Source organism: Shewanella sp. 10N.286.54.B9 (assembly GCF_041468565.1).
Taxonomy (GTDB): Bacteria; Pseudomonadota; Gammaproteobacteria; order Enterobacterales; family Shewanellaceae; genus Shewanella.
The window spans coordinates 1-14385 of record NZ_JBFRIY010000004.1 but is presented as its reverse complement, the minus strand read 5'-3'; the positions used below and the strand labels follow the sequence as shown (position 1 = coordinate 14385).

General features: G+C 44.5%; 14 protein-coding genes. 3 read left to right on the top strand and 11 right to left on the bottom strand.

Annotation, left to right across the window (positions count from 1 at the left end; genetic code table 11):
• Positions 1 to 6: 6 nt before the first annotated feature.
• Both AB4135_RS01080 and AB4135_RS01075 read right to left on the bottom strand, forming a co-directional pair.
• Complete coding sequence (locus AB4135_RS01080; protein WP_371989563.1) at positions 7 to 375, bottom strand: cytochrome c3 family protein; 369 nt, start codon at positions 373 to 375, stop codon at positions 7 to 9.
• On the bottom strand, positions 375 to 1898 hold the full coding sequence (locus tag AB4135_RS01075; RefSeq protein WP_371989561.1) for a flavocytochrome c: 1524 nt from the start codon (positions 1896 to 1898) through the stop codon (positions 375 to 377). The genes AB4135_RS01080 and AB4135_RS01075 overlap by 1 nt, the downstream gene beginning before the upstream one ends.
• Positions 1899 to 2236: 338 nt before the next feature.
• On the opposite strand from AB4135_RS01075, the gene AB4135_RS01070 reads away from it, so the two are divergent.
• Positions 2237 to 3028 (top strand): TetR/AcrR family transcriptional regulator, encoded by a 792-nt coding sequence (locus AB4135_RS01070; protein WP_371989559.1) that lies wholly within the window; start codon positions 2237 to 2239, stop codon positions 3026 to 3028.
• A 153-nt stretch (positions 3029 to 3181) separates the two neighbouring features.
• Here the strand turns inward: AB4135_RS01070 and AB4135_RS01065 are convergent, their stop codons facing one another.
• From AB4135_RS01065 to AB4135_RS01045, 5 genes are read right to left on the bottom strand one after another with little or no spacing between them, the layout of a single operon-like run.
• Positions 3182 to 4315: a hypothetical protein gene (locus AB4135_RS01065; protein ID WP_371989739.1), complete on the bottom strand. Its 1134-nt coding sequence runs from the start codon at positions 4313 to 4315 to the stop codon at positions 3182 to 3184.
• Positions 4316 to 4345: 30 nt separating this feature from the next.
• Positions 4346 to 4807, bottom strand: a complete 462-nt coding sequence (locus AB4135_RS01060; RefSeq protein ID WP_371989557.1) for a DUF3299 domain-containing protein — start codon at positions 4805 to 4807, stop codon at positions 4346 to 4348.
• Positions 4808 to 4865: 58 nt separating this feature from the next.
• Positions 4866 to 5603, bottom strand: a complete 738-nt coding sequence (locus tag AB4135_RS01055; protein WP_371989555.1) for a cupin domain-containing protein — start codon at positions 5601 to 5603, stop codon at positions 4866 to 4868.
• A 33-nt stretch (positions 5604 to 5636) separates the two neighbouring features.
• A complete protein-coding gene (locus AB4135_RS01050; protein WP_220740333.1) occupies positions 5637 to 5990 on the bottom strand; it encodes a cytochrome c3 family protein in 354 nt (117 codons plus the stop codon).
• Between the two features lie 11 nt (positions 5991 to 6001).
• Positions 6002 to 7504, bottom strand: a complete 1503-nt coding sequence (locus tag AB4135_RS01045) for a flavocytochrome c (RefSeq protein ID WP_371989554.1) — start codon at positions 7502 to 7504, stop codon at positions 6002 to 6004.
• 188 nt (positions 7505 to 7692) lie between these two features.
• Here AB4135_RS01045 and AB4135_RS01040 point away from each other — a divergent pair, with 188 nt between their 5' ends.
• Together AB4135_RS01040 and AB4135_RS01035 are read left to right on the top strand one after the other, a co-directional pair.
• Complete coding sequence (locus tag AB4135_RS01040) at positions 7693 to 8460, top strand: TetR/AcrR family transcriptional regulator (RefSeq protein WP_371989552.1); 768 nt, start codon at positions 7693 to 7695, stop codon at positions 8458 to 8460.
• Positions 8461 to 8615: 155 nt separating this feature from the next.
• The gene (locus AB4135_RS01035; protein WP_371989550.1) at positions 8616 to 9704 is read left to right on the top strand and encodes a branched-chain amino acid aminotransferase; all 1089 of its coding nucleotides are present in this window, start codon (positions 8616 to 8618) and stop codon (positions 9702 to 9704) included.
• A 76-nt stretch (positions 9705 to 9780) separates the two neighbouring features.
• Here AB4135_RS01035 and AB4135_RS01030 read toward each other — a convergent pair whose 3' ends face one another.
• The 4 genes from AB4135_RS01030 to AB4135_RS01015 form a co-directional block, all read right to left on the bottom strand.
• Entirely contained in the window at positions 9781 to 10191 is a 411-nt protein-coding gene (locus tag AB4135_RS01030; protein WP_371989548.1) for an energy transducer TonB, read from the bottom strand.
• Between the two features lie 316 nt (positions 10192 to 10507).
• Positions 10508 to 11449, bottom strand: a complete 942-nt coding sequence (locus tag AB4135_RS01025) for an acyltransferase (RefSeq protein WP_371989547.1) — start codon at positions 11447 to 11449, stop codon at positions 10508 to 10510.
• A 5-nt stretch (positions 11450 to 11454) separates the two neighbouring features.
• A complete protein-coding gene (locus tag AB4135_RS01020; protein WP_371989545.1) occupies positions 11455 to 12360 on the bottom strand; it encodes an acyltransferase in 906 nt (301 codons plus the stop codon).
• A 116-nt stretch (positions 12361 to 12476) separates the two neighbouring features.
• Positions 12477 to 14003 (bottom strand): YifB family Mg chelatase-like AAA ATPase, encoded by a 1527-nt coding sequence (locus tag AB4135_RS01015; protein ID WP_371989543.1) that lies wholly within the window; start codon positions 14001 to 14003, stop codon positions 12477 to 12479.
• Positions 14004 to 14385 lie beyond the last annotated feature (382 nt).

Genomic DNA, 14385 nt, shown 5'->3' with positions numbered 1-14385 from the left:
GTGGCATTACATCTCTTCAAACCAAGTACGGTGACACTCTGCGCAAACTGGTGCCTTTTTCTCGTGCTCGCCATGACATGCCAGGCAACTAGCGCCTTGGTTGTAATGCAGTGACTTGTGTGGATCTGCTTCTGGAATTGCAAGTTTGCTCTGATCAACCTCAATACTGTTGATATCGCCGTGGCACTCAACGCATGCCGCATCGGTAGCGTTTTTCTTACCTGAACCTTGATGGCAAGACTGGCAGCCATCTTGATAAATAATTTCGTGATTAACTCGGCCTTTAGTGCTGCCTTTCATTTTGACCAGTTCACCGGCCACAGCGCCGCCAGAGATAGCGATTGATAGCAGAGCGGTTAGCAATAATTTGTTCATTAGACGGCTCCCTGTAGATCAGCTTTGATGGTTTCAGCAACAACAATTCCCATTGCGAGGCACTCTAGGCATGAGGTTGAACTCAGGCGTGCCTCACCATGAATACCGCCAGTGACTTCGCCAATGGCATAGAGGTTTTTAATCGGTTTCATTGAGCGACCATCTACCACACGAGCGCCAAGATCGGTTTTTAAGCCGCCCATGCAGTAGTGCACTTTTGGCCAAATACGTGAAACGACAAACGGGCCTTGTAGTTCTTCTGCAGTGTCCATCTTGCGGCCAAATAGCGGATCTTTACGTGCGGCAACGTGGGTGTTGTATTCACTGATGCTGCGTTTGAGTTCGGTTGCTGGAATATCGAATTTGGCAGCGATATCGTCGAGCGAGTCGAGTTTCCAAGCCATCTTGTCGCGGATTGCACGCACGACTCGATCATCTTTGGCGTAGTTGTTGTAGTTAAACAGTACAATTGGGTAGGCAGGACTGCCGTCTTGATAGCGGTTTTTCATTATCGCTTCAGAGCAGGTTTTACGATCGGCACGCTCATCCATAAAGCGTTTACCGTTCAATACGCTAATCGAAGCACCTTGATGCCAACCGATTGATAACAAAGCATTAGACCAGCCAAAGCCACCCTCGTCAGGCGAGCCCCAATGGCCAGTTTGAATCAGGTTCATGTGTACTGGCAGTGCACCATGAGCCATCGCGGTTAAGGTCACTTCACCGGTCGCGCCTAAAGCATTGGTACAGTCCAATGTTGGATCAAGTGATGGATCAACCGCTTCGCGCAGCGCCATATTACGGGCAAAGCCGCCATTAGCTAAAATGACCGCTTTATTAGCTTTAATGAAAATATTGCTGCCGGTCTTTAGATCGGGAAAACGGTAGTTTTTACGTGCTTTTACGCCGATGATCTGCTGACCGTCCATGATGAAGTCTTCGATGTAATGCTGCAGACGATATTCAACGCCCTCTTTTACACCTGCTTCATAAAGTTTGGTGGTGATATCGCCACCTGTGCCGTGTTGAGTACGGATAGCACGCGCTTTGTTATGGCCACCAACTTGAATGTTGAAGTCTTTTTTGAATTTAACGCCCGTGTCGATACAGAGCTCATAAGCATCTAATGCGCGATTGGCTATTTGACGCAGCGCCGCTTCATTTTGCATACCACGACCAGAAATAATCTGATCGTTAACCAGCTCTTCTGGTGAATCGTCATTAACGCCTTGCGCCAGTTGTACTGGATTTTTAGGAATCGCTAACCAACCGCCATTAATTGCCGAGTTGCCACCAATCACCTGCATTTTTTCTAACACTAATACCGAACCAAGCCCTTGGCGTTTGGCATTTAACGCTGCAGATAATCCAGCGAAGCCTGAGCCGACGACTAAGGTATCGACAGTTTCTGTCCAGTTAATTTCGCCACATGTGTTTGCTTGAACCGTACCGGGTAATGTTGCAGCTACGGTGCCAACTGCGGCACCCGCGGTTAATTTCAAAAAGTTTCTTCTGCCTTGCATTCTTAAATCCTCTGAATCGGAATGAGGTAACGATAAACGCAAGTTCGGCTGCTAAAGGTGAACTAAGTCACGCGATTTTTTCAGCGACAAATTTATTCGTGAGGCCGATCTCGAAGATCTTTTCTCTAAGTAAAATTGGTTAGCGAGTTAAGGCGAAAAATGTGACAGGATTTTATACTGAGTTAATAGTTTGAGTTGGAATGTTTGTTTGAAGTAACTCACAAAGGTTAGCAATAAAGCAGTTTTAGCGTGATGTTAATCTCGATTAGCGATGCCTCAACTAAACCAACAATTATTAACAGCGCATAATTAGCGCAAATTAATAATAAGGCTTAATGATGAAATGCCCGACTGAAGCACTACCCATGATGCGTTGTAATCAAATACTCGATGCTGCGGAGCTGCTAATAGAGTCACAAGGAATAGTGTCATTTAAGTTTTCTCAACTTGCGAAAGAGGTTGGCTGTTCTACAGGTACCTTGTACAAATTCTTTGAGCGTAAAGAGGATGTATTGGTGTGCTTGTTTCTTCGAGGTGCAACCTCTAATCATCTGCCTATTTTTGTCAGTAAGAATCCTGAACTCACCGCTCAGGAAAAGACATTGCTGCCGGTGTTATTTACCTTCGAAACCATTAAGCGCAGTAAAAGCTTTTTTACGTTACGTTCGGTGTCAGTCAACACCATGGTATGGCAGTTGGCGAGTGATGAAAAAATTGCCAAATTTAAGCAACGTATCAATGGTTTTTGGAATTGGTTTACCCAATCACTTAATGAAGCCGTGGAGCGAGGAGAGCTCGAAGCGACCCCTTTGCAGGTTAAGGAACTGGTTCAAGGTATCGCATTCTACCTAACAGGCTCTTTGACTCAATTCGAGAGTCAGCTTATTGCTCCTGAGTATTTAGGCAATCGCCGTGAAACCTGTTACCGCCATTTAGCGCGACTAATGGGGCAGTACAAATGGAACAAACCTTTAACTCCTGAACTGTTTGAATCATTAGAGCAAAGAAGTTCAGACTTTTTTGATAAGCATTATCGCGACCATATGACCTGCGCTGCTTGTAGTGCCTTATGTGCTGCTAACAATGATGTCAACTCTAGCTGTTCTCGTTTAGAGGCTATTGCTCGTTAGGCAAAAAAAGGCCCTCAATCTAGAGGGCTGGATCGAAATTAGATGGTGTCGACTAGTGATGTATAGAGGTGTTGCTGTCGATCCTAAAATTGAAGCTCATAGTCATTGTATATATTGGGAGCAATGACCATGAGCCGCAGGGGAACTGCATGACTAGAAATAGTAACCAAAGTTGATGTTTACTCGCTTATCCCAATCATCGCCCATTTCTGGCAAGCCAACGTGATCGTTGTTAGCCGTTGAGAAAGTCATGTTCTTACCCATGATAAAGTCGATCATAGTGTAAGTTGGGCCAGCGGCAATGGCACAACCAGTGACGTTTTGCATGCTGTTGTCGTAATCATCGTCATCAACATCAGGCGTCATTAAGCCAAAATCGTTGTAGCACTTAACGCTTCCCCAATCGGTATTAAACGTTTTAGCGATATTAGCGCTGTAAGACTGGCCTTTAGAGGCAATTTCATACTGCCAGCTAACCACTGATACGCCGATTTTATTTGGATCGTCAGCATCAGCAGCATCGTACTCATACTGCATCGCTTGTAGCTGCAGATTCCAGCCGTTAAAGCTTGAATCTAAGTGCAGAGCGACGGCATAACGATCGCCATTGTTGCCTGTTTTACTGTTGTAGATCTGGCCAAATTGCGCTGAGCCACCCAAGGTTGTTGAACCACCATTGTGCTCGATGGTATAAGTTTGGCGGACATTAATTTGGTTGGTTTCTTCGTTGTTGTACTCTGTACCATTGATGGTGCCAGTGTACAGATCGGTCGCATAACGCTTGTTTTCTGTTGGACCGTATTCAGCATTCTTGTAGAAAGCCAAATCTGTATGCCAGCCATTTTTTTCAAAAATAGCTTTAACACCTACATCATGGTCATCTTCAAACCCTAAGTAGTAGGGAATACCAAACCAGAAGCTGTTGGAGATAAATTCAGGATTACCAAAGGGGACCTTGTTGATACCAAATTGTAGCTGCCACTCAGGATCGATATCGTAAATGCCGTAGCCATACTTGATATAGTTAGTGTCAGAGGTAAAGCGGTATTCGGCCGCTAAGCCCCAATCACCTTTTTTGCCGTTAAACTTAATCGCCGCCATGTCAAAGGTAAGATCGCCACCTTTATCTTTTGACGCTTCACTGTAATCTTTATAACCGTAGTTGACCCTGACCGCACCGCCTACATTAATGCCATCTTCTTGCTGCTCTGCAAATGCAGTTGAGCTAGAAAGTGCGATTGCTGCCGCGACCAACGACAGTACAAATCTATTGCTCTTGTTCATCATCATTCCTTGCTTTTCTTATCGGCTAGCTGTTTAGTGAGCGTGATCTTGCTCTTCGGCAGTATTGATCTTCACTGGATAAGGGATCGTTTCTATGCCACTCAAGTGATAACCTGTTTTAGCAAATCCTGCCTGAGCACTTTTTACGTTCAAAATGCCAGTCACATACATAGGCTGCTCGAGATCGGGTATTGCGATAGGGACATCAAAAGAAACATGGATCAATTGATTAGGCGGTGATGGTGGCTTGTGGAAACAAGCACCTTGCTGAGGTGTTAATAGAAAGTTCTTTACGTAACCACTATTTTTACCATCAAGCGGTACGATAAAACCGGGAATTACCACCTTCTTGCCATCAAGGGCTAAGTTGACGTTGGTCTCAACTGGCATATCTGCCGCTCCAGGAGCCAAGTTGTGCCATAGAATTGATACCGGCTCTTCTGCGATAACAGACGAGCTAAACAGTAAACTAAATGCCAGGATAAGATTTTTCATATTTTATAATGGGGCCAATTAAACTTGGCCCCATACTCTTGTTGGAGTTTAAGTCGGACTACTTGGCTTTTTGAACAACATCCCAGCCGTAACCACCATTACCTGAGCGCACAAGCTTAGAGTTGGTGTATGGGATAAAGTCGAACATTAGCTGCTCACCTGGACCTACATCTTGTGGCCACTGGTACTTAAAGGTTGAGAACTTACCGTCAAGTGGGAACCAGTACATGTAGATCAGATCTTGATCATCATAGGTGTTTGGTGTGTAGTGCATTGCTTTACTTGGGATCTCAATGTAGTCACCAGGTCCAAATGGTTGCATGCGCTCTTGAGCCCACGTTAGACCTTGACCACTTAGACCGTAGTAACATTCCATTTCACGATGGTAGTGAGGTGCAGCCGTACCTGGTGCAACTCGCACTAAACCAATTACTGTTGGCTCATCGTTTAGCTCTTTCCAACACATGCCAACTTCAGTAGCGCCAGCGCCGCCTTCAGGACAAGGGATAAGATTGCTTGGGTCATCAACACGCCAAGTTAACCAGCCAGATTCGTTAGCACCAGTGCCGCCGTGATCGTTTGACATGATAGAGTTGATGTCTTTTTTGCCAGACTTCAATTCTTCAAGGTACTTCATCGCTTGCTCTTGCTTACACACCATTGGCATGACTTTGGTCGGTGCATTAATGGTCGACAAGGTTGGCTTTTCATTGTGCCAAGGCTTATCTGCTGGCTTATCACCGGCTACAGCACAACCTGTAACAAGAATGGCTGACATCGCGAGTAGTTTTTTCATCATCATCTTCCTTATATATATGTAGTTTTATGTTTATTGCTTAAATTTAGGGAAATCAAAGTTGTGGCAATCCATGCAAATGGCTTGCTTAGGTGTATGCTCACCATGACACTCCATACACGGCGCTTCTTGACCGTAATGCATGCTGTCATGAGGGTTCTGTCTTGCTTCATGACCTTCACGTTTTGTTTGTTCTGCCAGTTCGCTCATATCGTGGCATTGCAAACAAGAATCGTCCGATGGGAAAGCTTTCATTCCCTGGTCATGACAGGTTTTACAACCTGAGTCGTAAACCATTTCGTGGTAGTCGCGTTGGTCACGAGCTTGTGCTGAAACGGCAATGCAACCACCAAGAATGAGTGCAAGTAATGTGTTAACTGTCTTCATGGTAATTTTCCTTATGCCTTCATCATTGAACGAGCAGCAGTTACGCCAAATGCCATACACTCAGGTGTTGAACAGCCACCAAGTCGGCTCACGCCATGCACACCACCGGAAACTTCGCCTGCGGCATAAAGCCCTGGAATGCTTTGTCCTGTTTTCGCGGCAATCACTTCTGCTTTGGCATTAATTTGGATACCGCCTTGGCAGTAATGCACTTTTGGCCATAAGCGTTGCACGATGAATGGTGCAGTCAGGTAGATACCAGTGCTCATGTTCATACGTTTACCAAACTGCGGATCGTCGCCAGATTTAACGTATGAGTTCCAGTCATCAATTTGCTTTTTAAGCGCTTTCTTAGGCAGATCAAAGTGCTTAGCAATCGCATCGACACTGTCAAACTCCCAAGCAACGTTGTATTTCAAAACATTGGCCATAGATGGGTCTTTCATCGCTTCATGCTTAGGTGCGATGAGAAGGGCTGGGTTAGGATTACCGTCTTTATCGCGGCGCTGTACTTCTAAGTCGGCACGGGTTTTACGGTCAGCGGTTTCATTCATGAAGCGCTGGCCAGTATTACGGTCGATAGCAATAGAATGAGGGAAGTTATACAGTGAGAAACCTGCGCCGTAACCAAAGCCGCCTTCGTCGGGAGATGCCCATGGACCTGACTGAATAAAGCTCAAATGCACAGGCATAGCGCCTTCTGCCAGCATGGCGATAAGGCCATCACCGGTGGCACCACGTGCGTTGGTACAACCCACTTCATTACCTAAATTTGGGTCTAGTGCTTGGCGGAAGCTGACATTGGCACCAAAGCCGCCAGTTGCAATCAACACACCTTTCTCTGCTTTTACATTGATTAACTCACCAGAATTTTCATGACCGAAGTGGTAGCCGCGTCTAACTTGGATGCCCAGTACAGTGCCGTCTTTGGCTGTGATTAAATGTTCAAACTTATGGCGGATTTTGGTTTTAACACCGTAGCTGCGTGCGGTTTTTAGCATTGGGCGGATAAAGCCTGCGCCGCTGCGTTCAACCACTTGGTGGCTGCGTGTGGCGCTGGTTCCGCCAGTATTGATGATGTGATCACGGTAAACACAGCCACAATCTTTAGTGAGCTGGTAGATGTACGGACCTAGCTCGGCGCTGTGTTTAAGCAGTTCTTCACTTGCATAACCGCGACCTGATTTGAGTTGGTCTTGCACCATCAGTTCGGCGCTATCTTCAATGCCGAGTTGTTTTTGTAGGTCTGTATTGGCAAAACAAGCTTGGCCAGCATTGAGGGTACTGTTGCCGCCATATACGCCTAATTTTTCAAAAATGACGATATCTTTGGCGCCTAATTTACCTGCTTCAACAGCAGCAGCTAAACCAGCAAAACCAGAACCCACGATAACGATTTCATGTTTTTCATCCCATTCAACATCAGATGAATTAGCGCTTACTGCTAATGGTGAAAGTGCGCCAACGGCAGCAGCTCCAGCTCCAAATTTTAAAAACGAACGTCTTGTTTGCATATTGTTATCTCCAATTAACTTGGGGTTACAATATGCTTCTGCTTGCGATTCAATTATGCGCTAAATCACACTTTGTATCGGGTAAGAAAGTTTTTTGTGGTGCTGTTCAAGAAAATGTTTCTTTTATGTATCTAAATAGCATTAAGGCAATAAAATGAAGTAAGTTTTATATTTAGTTAGGTATAAAAATGCAATGTCCAAATAGCCATGCAGATGCAATTCGTTGTAATCAATTGTTAGATGTTGCTGAGGAACTTATTGATAATCAAGGTGTTGTATCTTTTAGGTTTGCGCAGATAGCAAAGGGTGCTGGCTGTTCAACTAATACCCTCTATAAATATTTTGAGTCCAAAGAAGATGTGTTGGTTTGTCTTTTTTTACGTAATACAACATCGAGCCAAATACCCATTTTTATAAAAGAAAATCCAGACTTAACTATTAATGAACGTTCTGTTGTTGCGGTTTTATTTACTTTCGAAGTTGTGAAAAGAAGCCCAATATTTAATATTTTGCGAGTCGTATCAATAAATAGTATGTTCTGGCAGTTAGCCAGCTCAGACAAAATAGAAATATTAAGAAATAGAGTTAATCTATTTTGGAGTCGAATTAAGCGGCCATTAGAAGATGCTGTTATCAGTGGCGATTTACACGCAACAAGTGCAGATATCAGAGATTTGAGCCAAGCGCTGTATTTCTTTCTAGCGGGGGCGACCTCTTCCTTTGAGAGCAAGTTGATGGATGAGCAGTATTTTACTAGCGAAGATATATTAGCCTATCGCCACATCAGCCGTTTAATGAATCATTATCAGTGGCGTAAGCCTATTACCCAAGAAATGATGCAAAATTTGAGTCACAGAATAAGTGACTTTCTGGATAGAGGGCAGGGCAAAATTCGAACTTGTGATACTTGCTTAGCCATTGGAAAGCTGAACGATTGTCGTCAGCCTGGGATATGAATAGGAATAAGCTGGCCGGGTCGTCAATTTCAATGAAATTTAGCTGTAGTTGAATTGCATTTTTGGACTGAAATTATTGATGCTAACCCGCGTTTCACTTGACTTTTTTGTGACCACTGCATAGGCTGCTCAGTCAGTATTCAAGGTGGTATGCAATGCAAATAAACTATAATTTAAAACCTGCGTCAGAGCGCCGTAAAGAGCAGTTCAAACCAACCACAAATGTTGGTTTTGGTAACCTCAGAACTGACCATATGTTTTTAATGGATTACCGTGATGGCCAATGGTGTGATCCTAGAGTCGTGCCTTATGGTCCATTTGAGGTCGCCCCCGGTGCAATTGCATTGCATTATGGCCAATCAGTGTTTGAAGGCGCTAAAGCCTTTCAGCATGAAGATGGCGAAATCTATACCTTCCGCATTGATAAAAATGCCGAGCGTTTAAACCGCTCAGCTGACATTATCTGTATTCCTGCAATCCCTGAAACGCTACAAATTGAAGCCATTAATGCGTTGATTGATGTCGACCGTTTGTGGTTCCCAATGCAAGAAGATGCTTGTCTTTATATCCGTCCGTTTGTATTTGCAACTGAAGATAGGCTTTCTGTCAGCCCAAGTGAGCAATACACATTCTGTGTGATGCTCAGCCCTAGTGGCCCTTATTATACCGATGGCTTTGATAAGGCGATTCGTTTGCTGATTAGTGAACGCTTTCACCGTGCTGTATCGGGTGGCACTGGCGCCTCAAAAGCGGCGGGTAACTATGCAGCGTCACTGAAAGCGGGTAAAGCGGCCGCTGAATATGGTGCAGCGCAAGTACTGTATTTAGATGCTAATAACAAGCAGATTGAGGAAGTGGGCGCGATGAACCATTTCCATGTGCTTAAAGATGGCAGCATTATCATTCCTAAATTTACCGACACTATTTTGAAGTCGATTACCTCGCAATCGATTCTCGATTTAGGTGAGTTACTAGGCTGTGAAGTTCGCCAAGAAACCGTGATGTTAGACCAATTTATTGCTGATATAGAATCTGGCGAAATTATCGAGGCGGGCGGTTTTGGTACTGCTGCAGTAGTATCACCAGTAGGCTCATATATCTTTGAAGATAATCGTGTGGTTACGGTAGGTGATGGCAATGTTGGCGAGCATACCAAGCGCATTTATAAAGTATTGACTGAGATCCAAAAAGGCCATATTGCGGGGCCTGATGGTTGGGTTAAATTGGTAGAGCGTCGAGTTTAATCTCTCCTTTTCGGCATAAAAAAAGCTCCTTAAAGGAGCTTTTTTTATGCTCTTAATAGCATTCTAAAAGCCAATGCTATAATCGAAAGCTGGTATTTATCCGCACTGCCTGCAGCGCACTATTTTGTGCGGTAGGGTAAAACTCTTGGCTAGATATTTCCGCCAAAGCAGCTTGCTCTAACAGCTCGCCAGTTACACTATTAATAATCACTAACTGGGTCATTTGACCCTGACTGTCGACTACAAATGATGCTTTATATTGACTGGTATTTTCTTTGGAATCATTGTGCAATTCTGCTGGTAGCGCCTTACGCCAATCAATTAGCTTATCTTTTGTCACCCAATATTTAGCGAAATCCTTACTCTCTAGTTGCAGAATTCTTGGGCTCTGTTGTTGAATGATGTTGCTTGAACAACCGGCCAACCAAAGAGGCAAAAATAAACATAGCAGAAAGGTATTTTTATGTGTGGGCCAAGTTATATGCATGGAACGTACCTTTTGATGCTTGTGTTGATTAAATGTAACTGTAGATGGCAATATATAGTCCAAAAGTATTAGTGTCTAGTTTTGTAACCCGTAATTTAAGACGGTTTTACTCCAGAGACGGTTGAATATCTTGGTTTAGATGGTTTGTTTGTTTAAGTGCTTGATATTAAGCGTTGTTATGTTTTGTTTTTTTTATTGTTTATGTGATCTTTAACGTGATTTGTATGGGGTTATGGCTGGGGATAAATTAACCGTTTTACATAAAAAAGGTGCACATGATGTGCACCTTAATTTAGGGATACTCAGTCCTAATAACTTATATGGTTGGCTTTTTTTCTTGGCTGGGCTCCGTTGGTGCACCATGTTTTATCATCAGCTGATGGATCTCTTCATCCTTTTCCAGCCAAAGTTGATTCAACCAGCGCTGGAACTCAACCCGGTAACTCGACTCTGAAAAATAGCGCTTATTGTCTACTTCTGGTACCGGCAATACCTTCACACGCACTACAATCTTCTTTAGACGGCCATGCATCACTTCGTACAAGGCATCTTTCTTAAACACTTCAGGGTAGAGCACTGTTACGTTAAGGACGTTGGTAAACTGTTCGCCCATTGCTGATAAGGCAAAGGCGATACCACCTGCTTTAGGGCGTAACAAGTAGCGGTAAGGTGAATCTTGACGTCGATGTTTCTCTTCAGTAAATCGGCTGCCTTCAACATAGTTAATGATTGAGGTCGGCATAAAGCGGAATTTTTCACAAGCTTTGCGGGTGCTCTCTAAATCTTTGCCTTTGAGTTTAGGGTTTTTCTTTAATTTAGCCGGACTGGTGCGGCTCATAAACGGCATATCAAGAGCCCAGCAACCTAAACCAAGAAAAGGGACGTACATAAGCTCGCGTTTTAAAAAGAACTTAAGCATAGGGATATGATTACGCAATACATAGGTTTGCGCTGCAATGTCAAAACCACTTAAATGATTGCTAATCAGTAGGTACCAGCTGTTTTTATCAAGATTATCTAGCCCTTCAATATCCCACTCGATATCCGCTAGTAAGTGAAGGATCCCGCCATTACAAGTAGCCCAAGCCCACATAAAACGATTCATCAAATGGGTTAATGCGTTGCGACCTGCGGTAAAAGGCACCACAAGTTTAATTATTCCACCAATAGAGATAAGTGAGGCCCATAAAACGGTGTTGATGATTAATAAAGTGGTGCTCATAAAATATAACAGTGAGCCGGGTAAAAAATTCAACATTGTACTTAAGCCTCTTTGCTGCTTGTATCTGCTTGTGCTAACTGGGTAAGCACTTGATCTTTTTGTTGCCAAATTTGGTTCAATTGATTTTGAAATTCAATTTTAAACTCACGATCTTTTATGTAATCGCCACGCAATGAGTCGCCGATTTCACTGACCTCTATATGCACTTTAATCTCATCGACTTGACCGCTAATAAACTCCCAGTAAGTCGGCACTTTTCCTGGATAGTAGATAGACACATTAACGAGCTTATGGATATGCTCACCCATTGCCGATAACGCAAAAGCCATACCGCCAGCCTTAGGTTTAAGTAAGTGAGTAAAGGGCGAGTTTTGTTTCTTATGTTTTCCTGGATGGAAACGTGTGCCCTCGACAAAGTTCATTACGCTGACAGGTTTATGCTTAAACTTGGCGCAGGCTTTGCGGGTGATCTCTATATCTTTACCGCGTAGTTTCGGGTTTTTACGCAGCTGAGCATTGCTATAGCGGCGCATAAATGGAAAATCGAGGGCCCACCAAGCTAAGCCTAAAACAGGCACAAAAATCAGTTGCTGTTTCAAGAAAAACTTCAGAAATGGAATCTTGCCGTTAAGCACTCGTTGTAAAATTAGAATGTCGACCCAAGACTGATGATTGGCTATTACCATGTACCATTCTTTGGTTGATAGTTGTGCATCACCTTGCACATCAATGGTCACTCGATGAAAAGCATCTTCAATAACGCCATTACAGCGGATCCAAGAACTGGCACAAAAATCAAGAAAATAGGTGCAAGCTGTACGCGTCAATTTGAGTGGGATTAGCTTAAAAATACTAACGATTAAAATGGGAGTGACCCAAAAAATAGTATTAATAAAGTAGCAGAAGAACGCTAAGCTTCCCTTAATGCGTGACACTATCGCGCCCATTAACAACCCCAAGATAAAAAACGGAGACCTATAGTACTCGTTGTCGGGGTTTGTCTCAATCTAGATGTTAATTTTTGCTGCTATAAGCAGCGAATAATGTGTTCTATCAGCCATACTTAGTACTGCTTCAAGCTGGCCAGAAGCCGATCTATGGCGCGATAACCCAGCGCTTGGGCAATTTGTGGGCGAGATACATCTTGTTGCTGTTGTAGATCGGCGATGGTGCGGGCTACTCGTTGCAGCCGATGGTAACTGCGCACTGATAAACCGAGTTTATTGACGCTCTCCTCTAGAAATAGCAGGTCCTCACTGCTAAATCTTGCCTCTTGCTTAAGCTGCTTGCCGGTCAATTCACTATTGAGCACACCTGAACGGGCCAATTGTAGCTCTCTTGCGGCATGTACTCGTTGCGCGATAACAGCGCTCGTTTCAGCTTGTGTATCACAGCTATTCAAAGTGCCAAGTGGTAGTTTAGGCACATCAATGGTCAAATCAAAACGGTCTAAAAATGGCCCTGAAAGCTTAGAAAGGTAGCGCAAAATTTGCTCATTACTGGCTCTGGCGTTATCGACGTCACCGCAAGGGCTTGGGTTCATCGCCGCCACCAATTGAAAGCGACACAAAAAATTGAGTTTAGCCGCCGCGCGGGAGATGCTCACTTCACCGGTTTCCATTGGTTCACGTAAGCAGTCAAGCACCTTGCGTGGAAACTCCGCCACTTCATCGAGAAAAAGCACGCCGCGATGCGCTAAAGATATCTCCCCTGGTTTGGGGATCGCACCGCCACCCACCAATGATATTGCTGAGCTGGTATGGTGTGGGCTTCTAAAAGGCCGTTGATAGAACTGTGTCGGCTGTATATTAAGCCCTGCGACTGAATGAATCGCAGCTACCTCAAGTGCATCGGTATAACTTAGCGAGGGCAGTAACTGCATCATTCTGCTAGCTAGCATGGTTTTGCCTGTACCTGGCGGGCCAAGCATCAGCAAATTATGGCCGCCCGCAGCAGCTATCTCTAACGCCTGTTTTGCGTGTTGCTGGCCAACCACTTCACTAAGGCAGTTATTGTTGTCACCGCTATTAGAGATCGGTGTGATCCATTCAAGATCAAGATCGATACCGGGTAATTCTGACTGTCCATGCAGGTAGGCGGCTAAAGATTGCAGGTGGGTCGCAAATAGCACTTGCTGATAACCTACAAGTTCAGCATCGGCGCGGTTATCAATAGGCAGTACTAAGCGGCTATTGACTTGGCTTGCCGCAACGATGACCGGTAATATGCCTTGGCAACCACGCACATGGCCTGAAAGTGCTAATTCACCGACAAACTCATGCTGCTCAATCGATTGCAATGGGATCTGTTTTGATGCGGCAAGAATACCAATCGCGATGGGCAGATCGTAACGGCCACCCTGTTTTGGCAGATCGGCTGGGGCGAGGTTGACGGTTATTCTGCGCATCGGGAACTCGAAGCCTGCGTTTATCAATGCGCTGCGAACTCGCTCTTTGGCTTCTTTGACTGAGGCCTCGGGCAATCCGACCAGAGAAAATGCGGGTAAGCCGTTGCTTAGGTGCACTTCTACTGTCACCGCAGGGGCATCGACGCCGCTACTTGCGCGGGTTGCAACACAGGCGAGAGCCATAAACAAATCCTTTTGTTTTATGAGTTTGGGGGAGGCTTGCTTAAGCCTAGCCAAAGTTTTGAATTTTGGTGATTTTTGGGTTGGATTTGGGCGAAAATTCATACTTTGGGTTTGCTTTTATCAGGCTGAGCCTGACTAACGTCGTGGGATTGCATCCCTGATCGGTCTTGAGATAATCAAACTCCGTTTGATAAAGGTCGTGGTGCTTCGCCCACACCCGAGCCAAAAGGAGATCAAAAGCAATCCCCTCTTGCCTAATTCTTACAAAAGAAGTCCCGTGCCGCCCCGACGAAGTGACATGTGTTGAGTACAGGCCTCGTACTTATTCGAAAGAGCCTAACGCTTCCTATAGGACATCTGCTGCAACATTTGGGGTCAGAGT

Excerpts from the sequence above, each read along its gene's own strand:
- AB4135_RS01030 (WP_371989548.1), bottom strand. The coding sequence starts at position 10,191 with ATGCATATAACTTGGCCCACACATAAAAATACCTTTCTGCTATGTTTA.
- AB4135_RS01075 (WP_371989561.1), bottom strand. The coding sequence starts at position 1,898 with ATGCAAGGCAGAAGAAACTTTTTGAAATTAACCGCGGGTGCCGCAGTT.
- AB4135_RS01040 (WP_371989552.1), top strand. The coding sequence starts at position 7,693 with ATGCAATGTCCAAATAGCCATGCAGATGCAATTCGTTGTAATCAATTG.
- AB4135_RS01065 (WP_371989739.1), bottom strand. The coding sequence starts at position 4,315 with ATGATGAACAAGAGCAATAGATTTGTACTGTCGTTGGTCGCGGCAGCA.
- AB4135_RS01035 (WP_371989550.1), top strand. The coding sequence starts at position 8,616 with ATGCAAATAAACTATAATTTAAAACCTGCGTCAGAGCGCCGTAAAGAG.
- AB4135_RS01055 (WP_371989555.1), bottom strand. The coding sequence starts at position 5,603 with ATGAAAAAACTACTCGCGATGTCAGCCATTCTTGTTACAGGTTGTGCT.
- AB4135_RS01020 (WP_371989545.1), bottom strand. The coding sequence starts at position 12,360 with ATGGGCGCGATAGTGTCACGCATTAAGGGAAGCTTAGCGTTCTTCTGC.
- AB4135_RS01050 (WP_220740333.1), bottom strand. The coding sequence starts at position 5,990 with ATGAAGACAGTTAACACATTACTTGCACTCATTCTTGGTGGTTGCATT.
- AB4135_RS01025 (WP_371989547.1), bottom strand. The coding sequence starts at position 11,449 with ATGTTGAATTTTTTACCCGGCTCACTGTTATATTTTATGAGCACCACT.
- AB4135_RS01070 (WP_371989559.1), top strand. The coding sequence starts at position 2,237 with ATGAAATGCCCGACTGAAGCACTACCCATGATGCGTTGTAATCAAATA.
- AB4135_RS01045 (WP_371989554.1), bottom strand. The coding sequence starts at position 7,504 with ATGCAAACAAGACGTTCGTTTTTAAAATTTGGAGCTGGAGCTGCTGCC.
- AB4135_RS01015 (WP_371989543.1), bottom strand. The coding sequence starts at position 14,003 with ATGGCTCTCGCCTGTGTTGCAACCCGCGCAAGTAGCGGCGTCGATGCC.
- AB4135_RS01080 (WP_371989563.1), bottom strand. The coding sequence starts at position 375 with ATGAACAAATTATTGCTAACCGCTCTGCTATCAATCGCTATCTCTGGC.
- AB4135_RS01060 (WP_371989557.1), bottom strand. The coding sequence starts at position 4,807 with ATGAAAAATCTTATCCTGGCATTTAGTTTACTGTTTAGCTCGTCTGTT.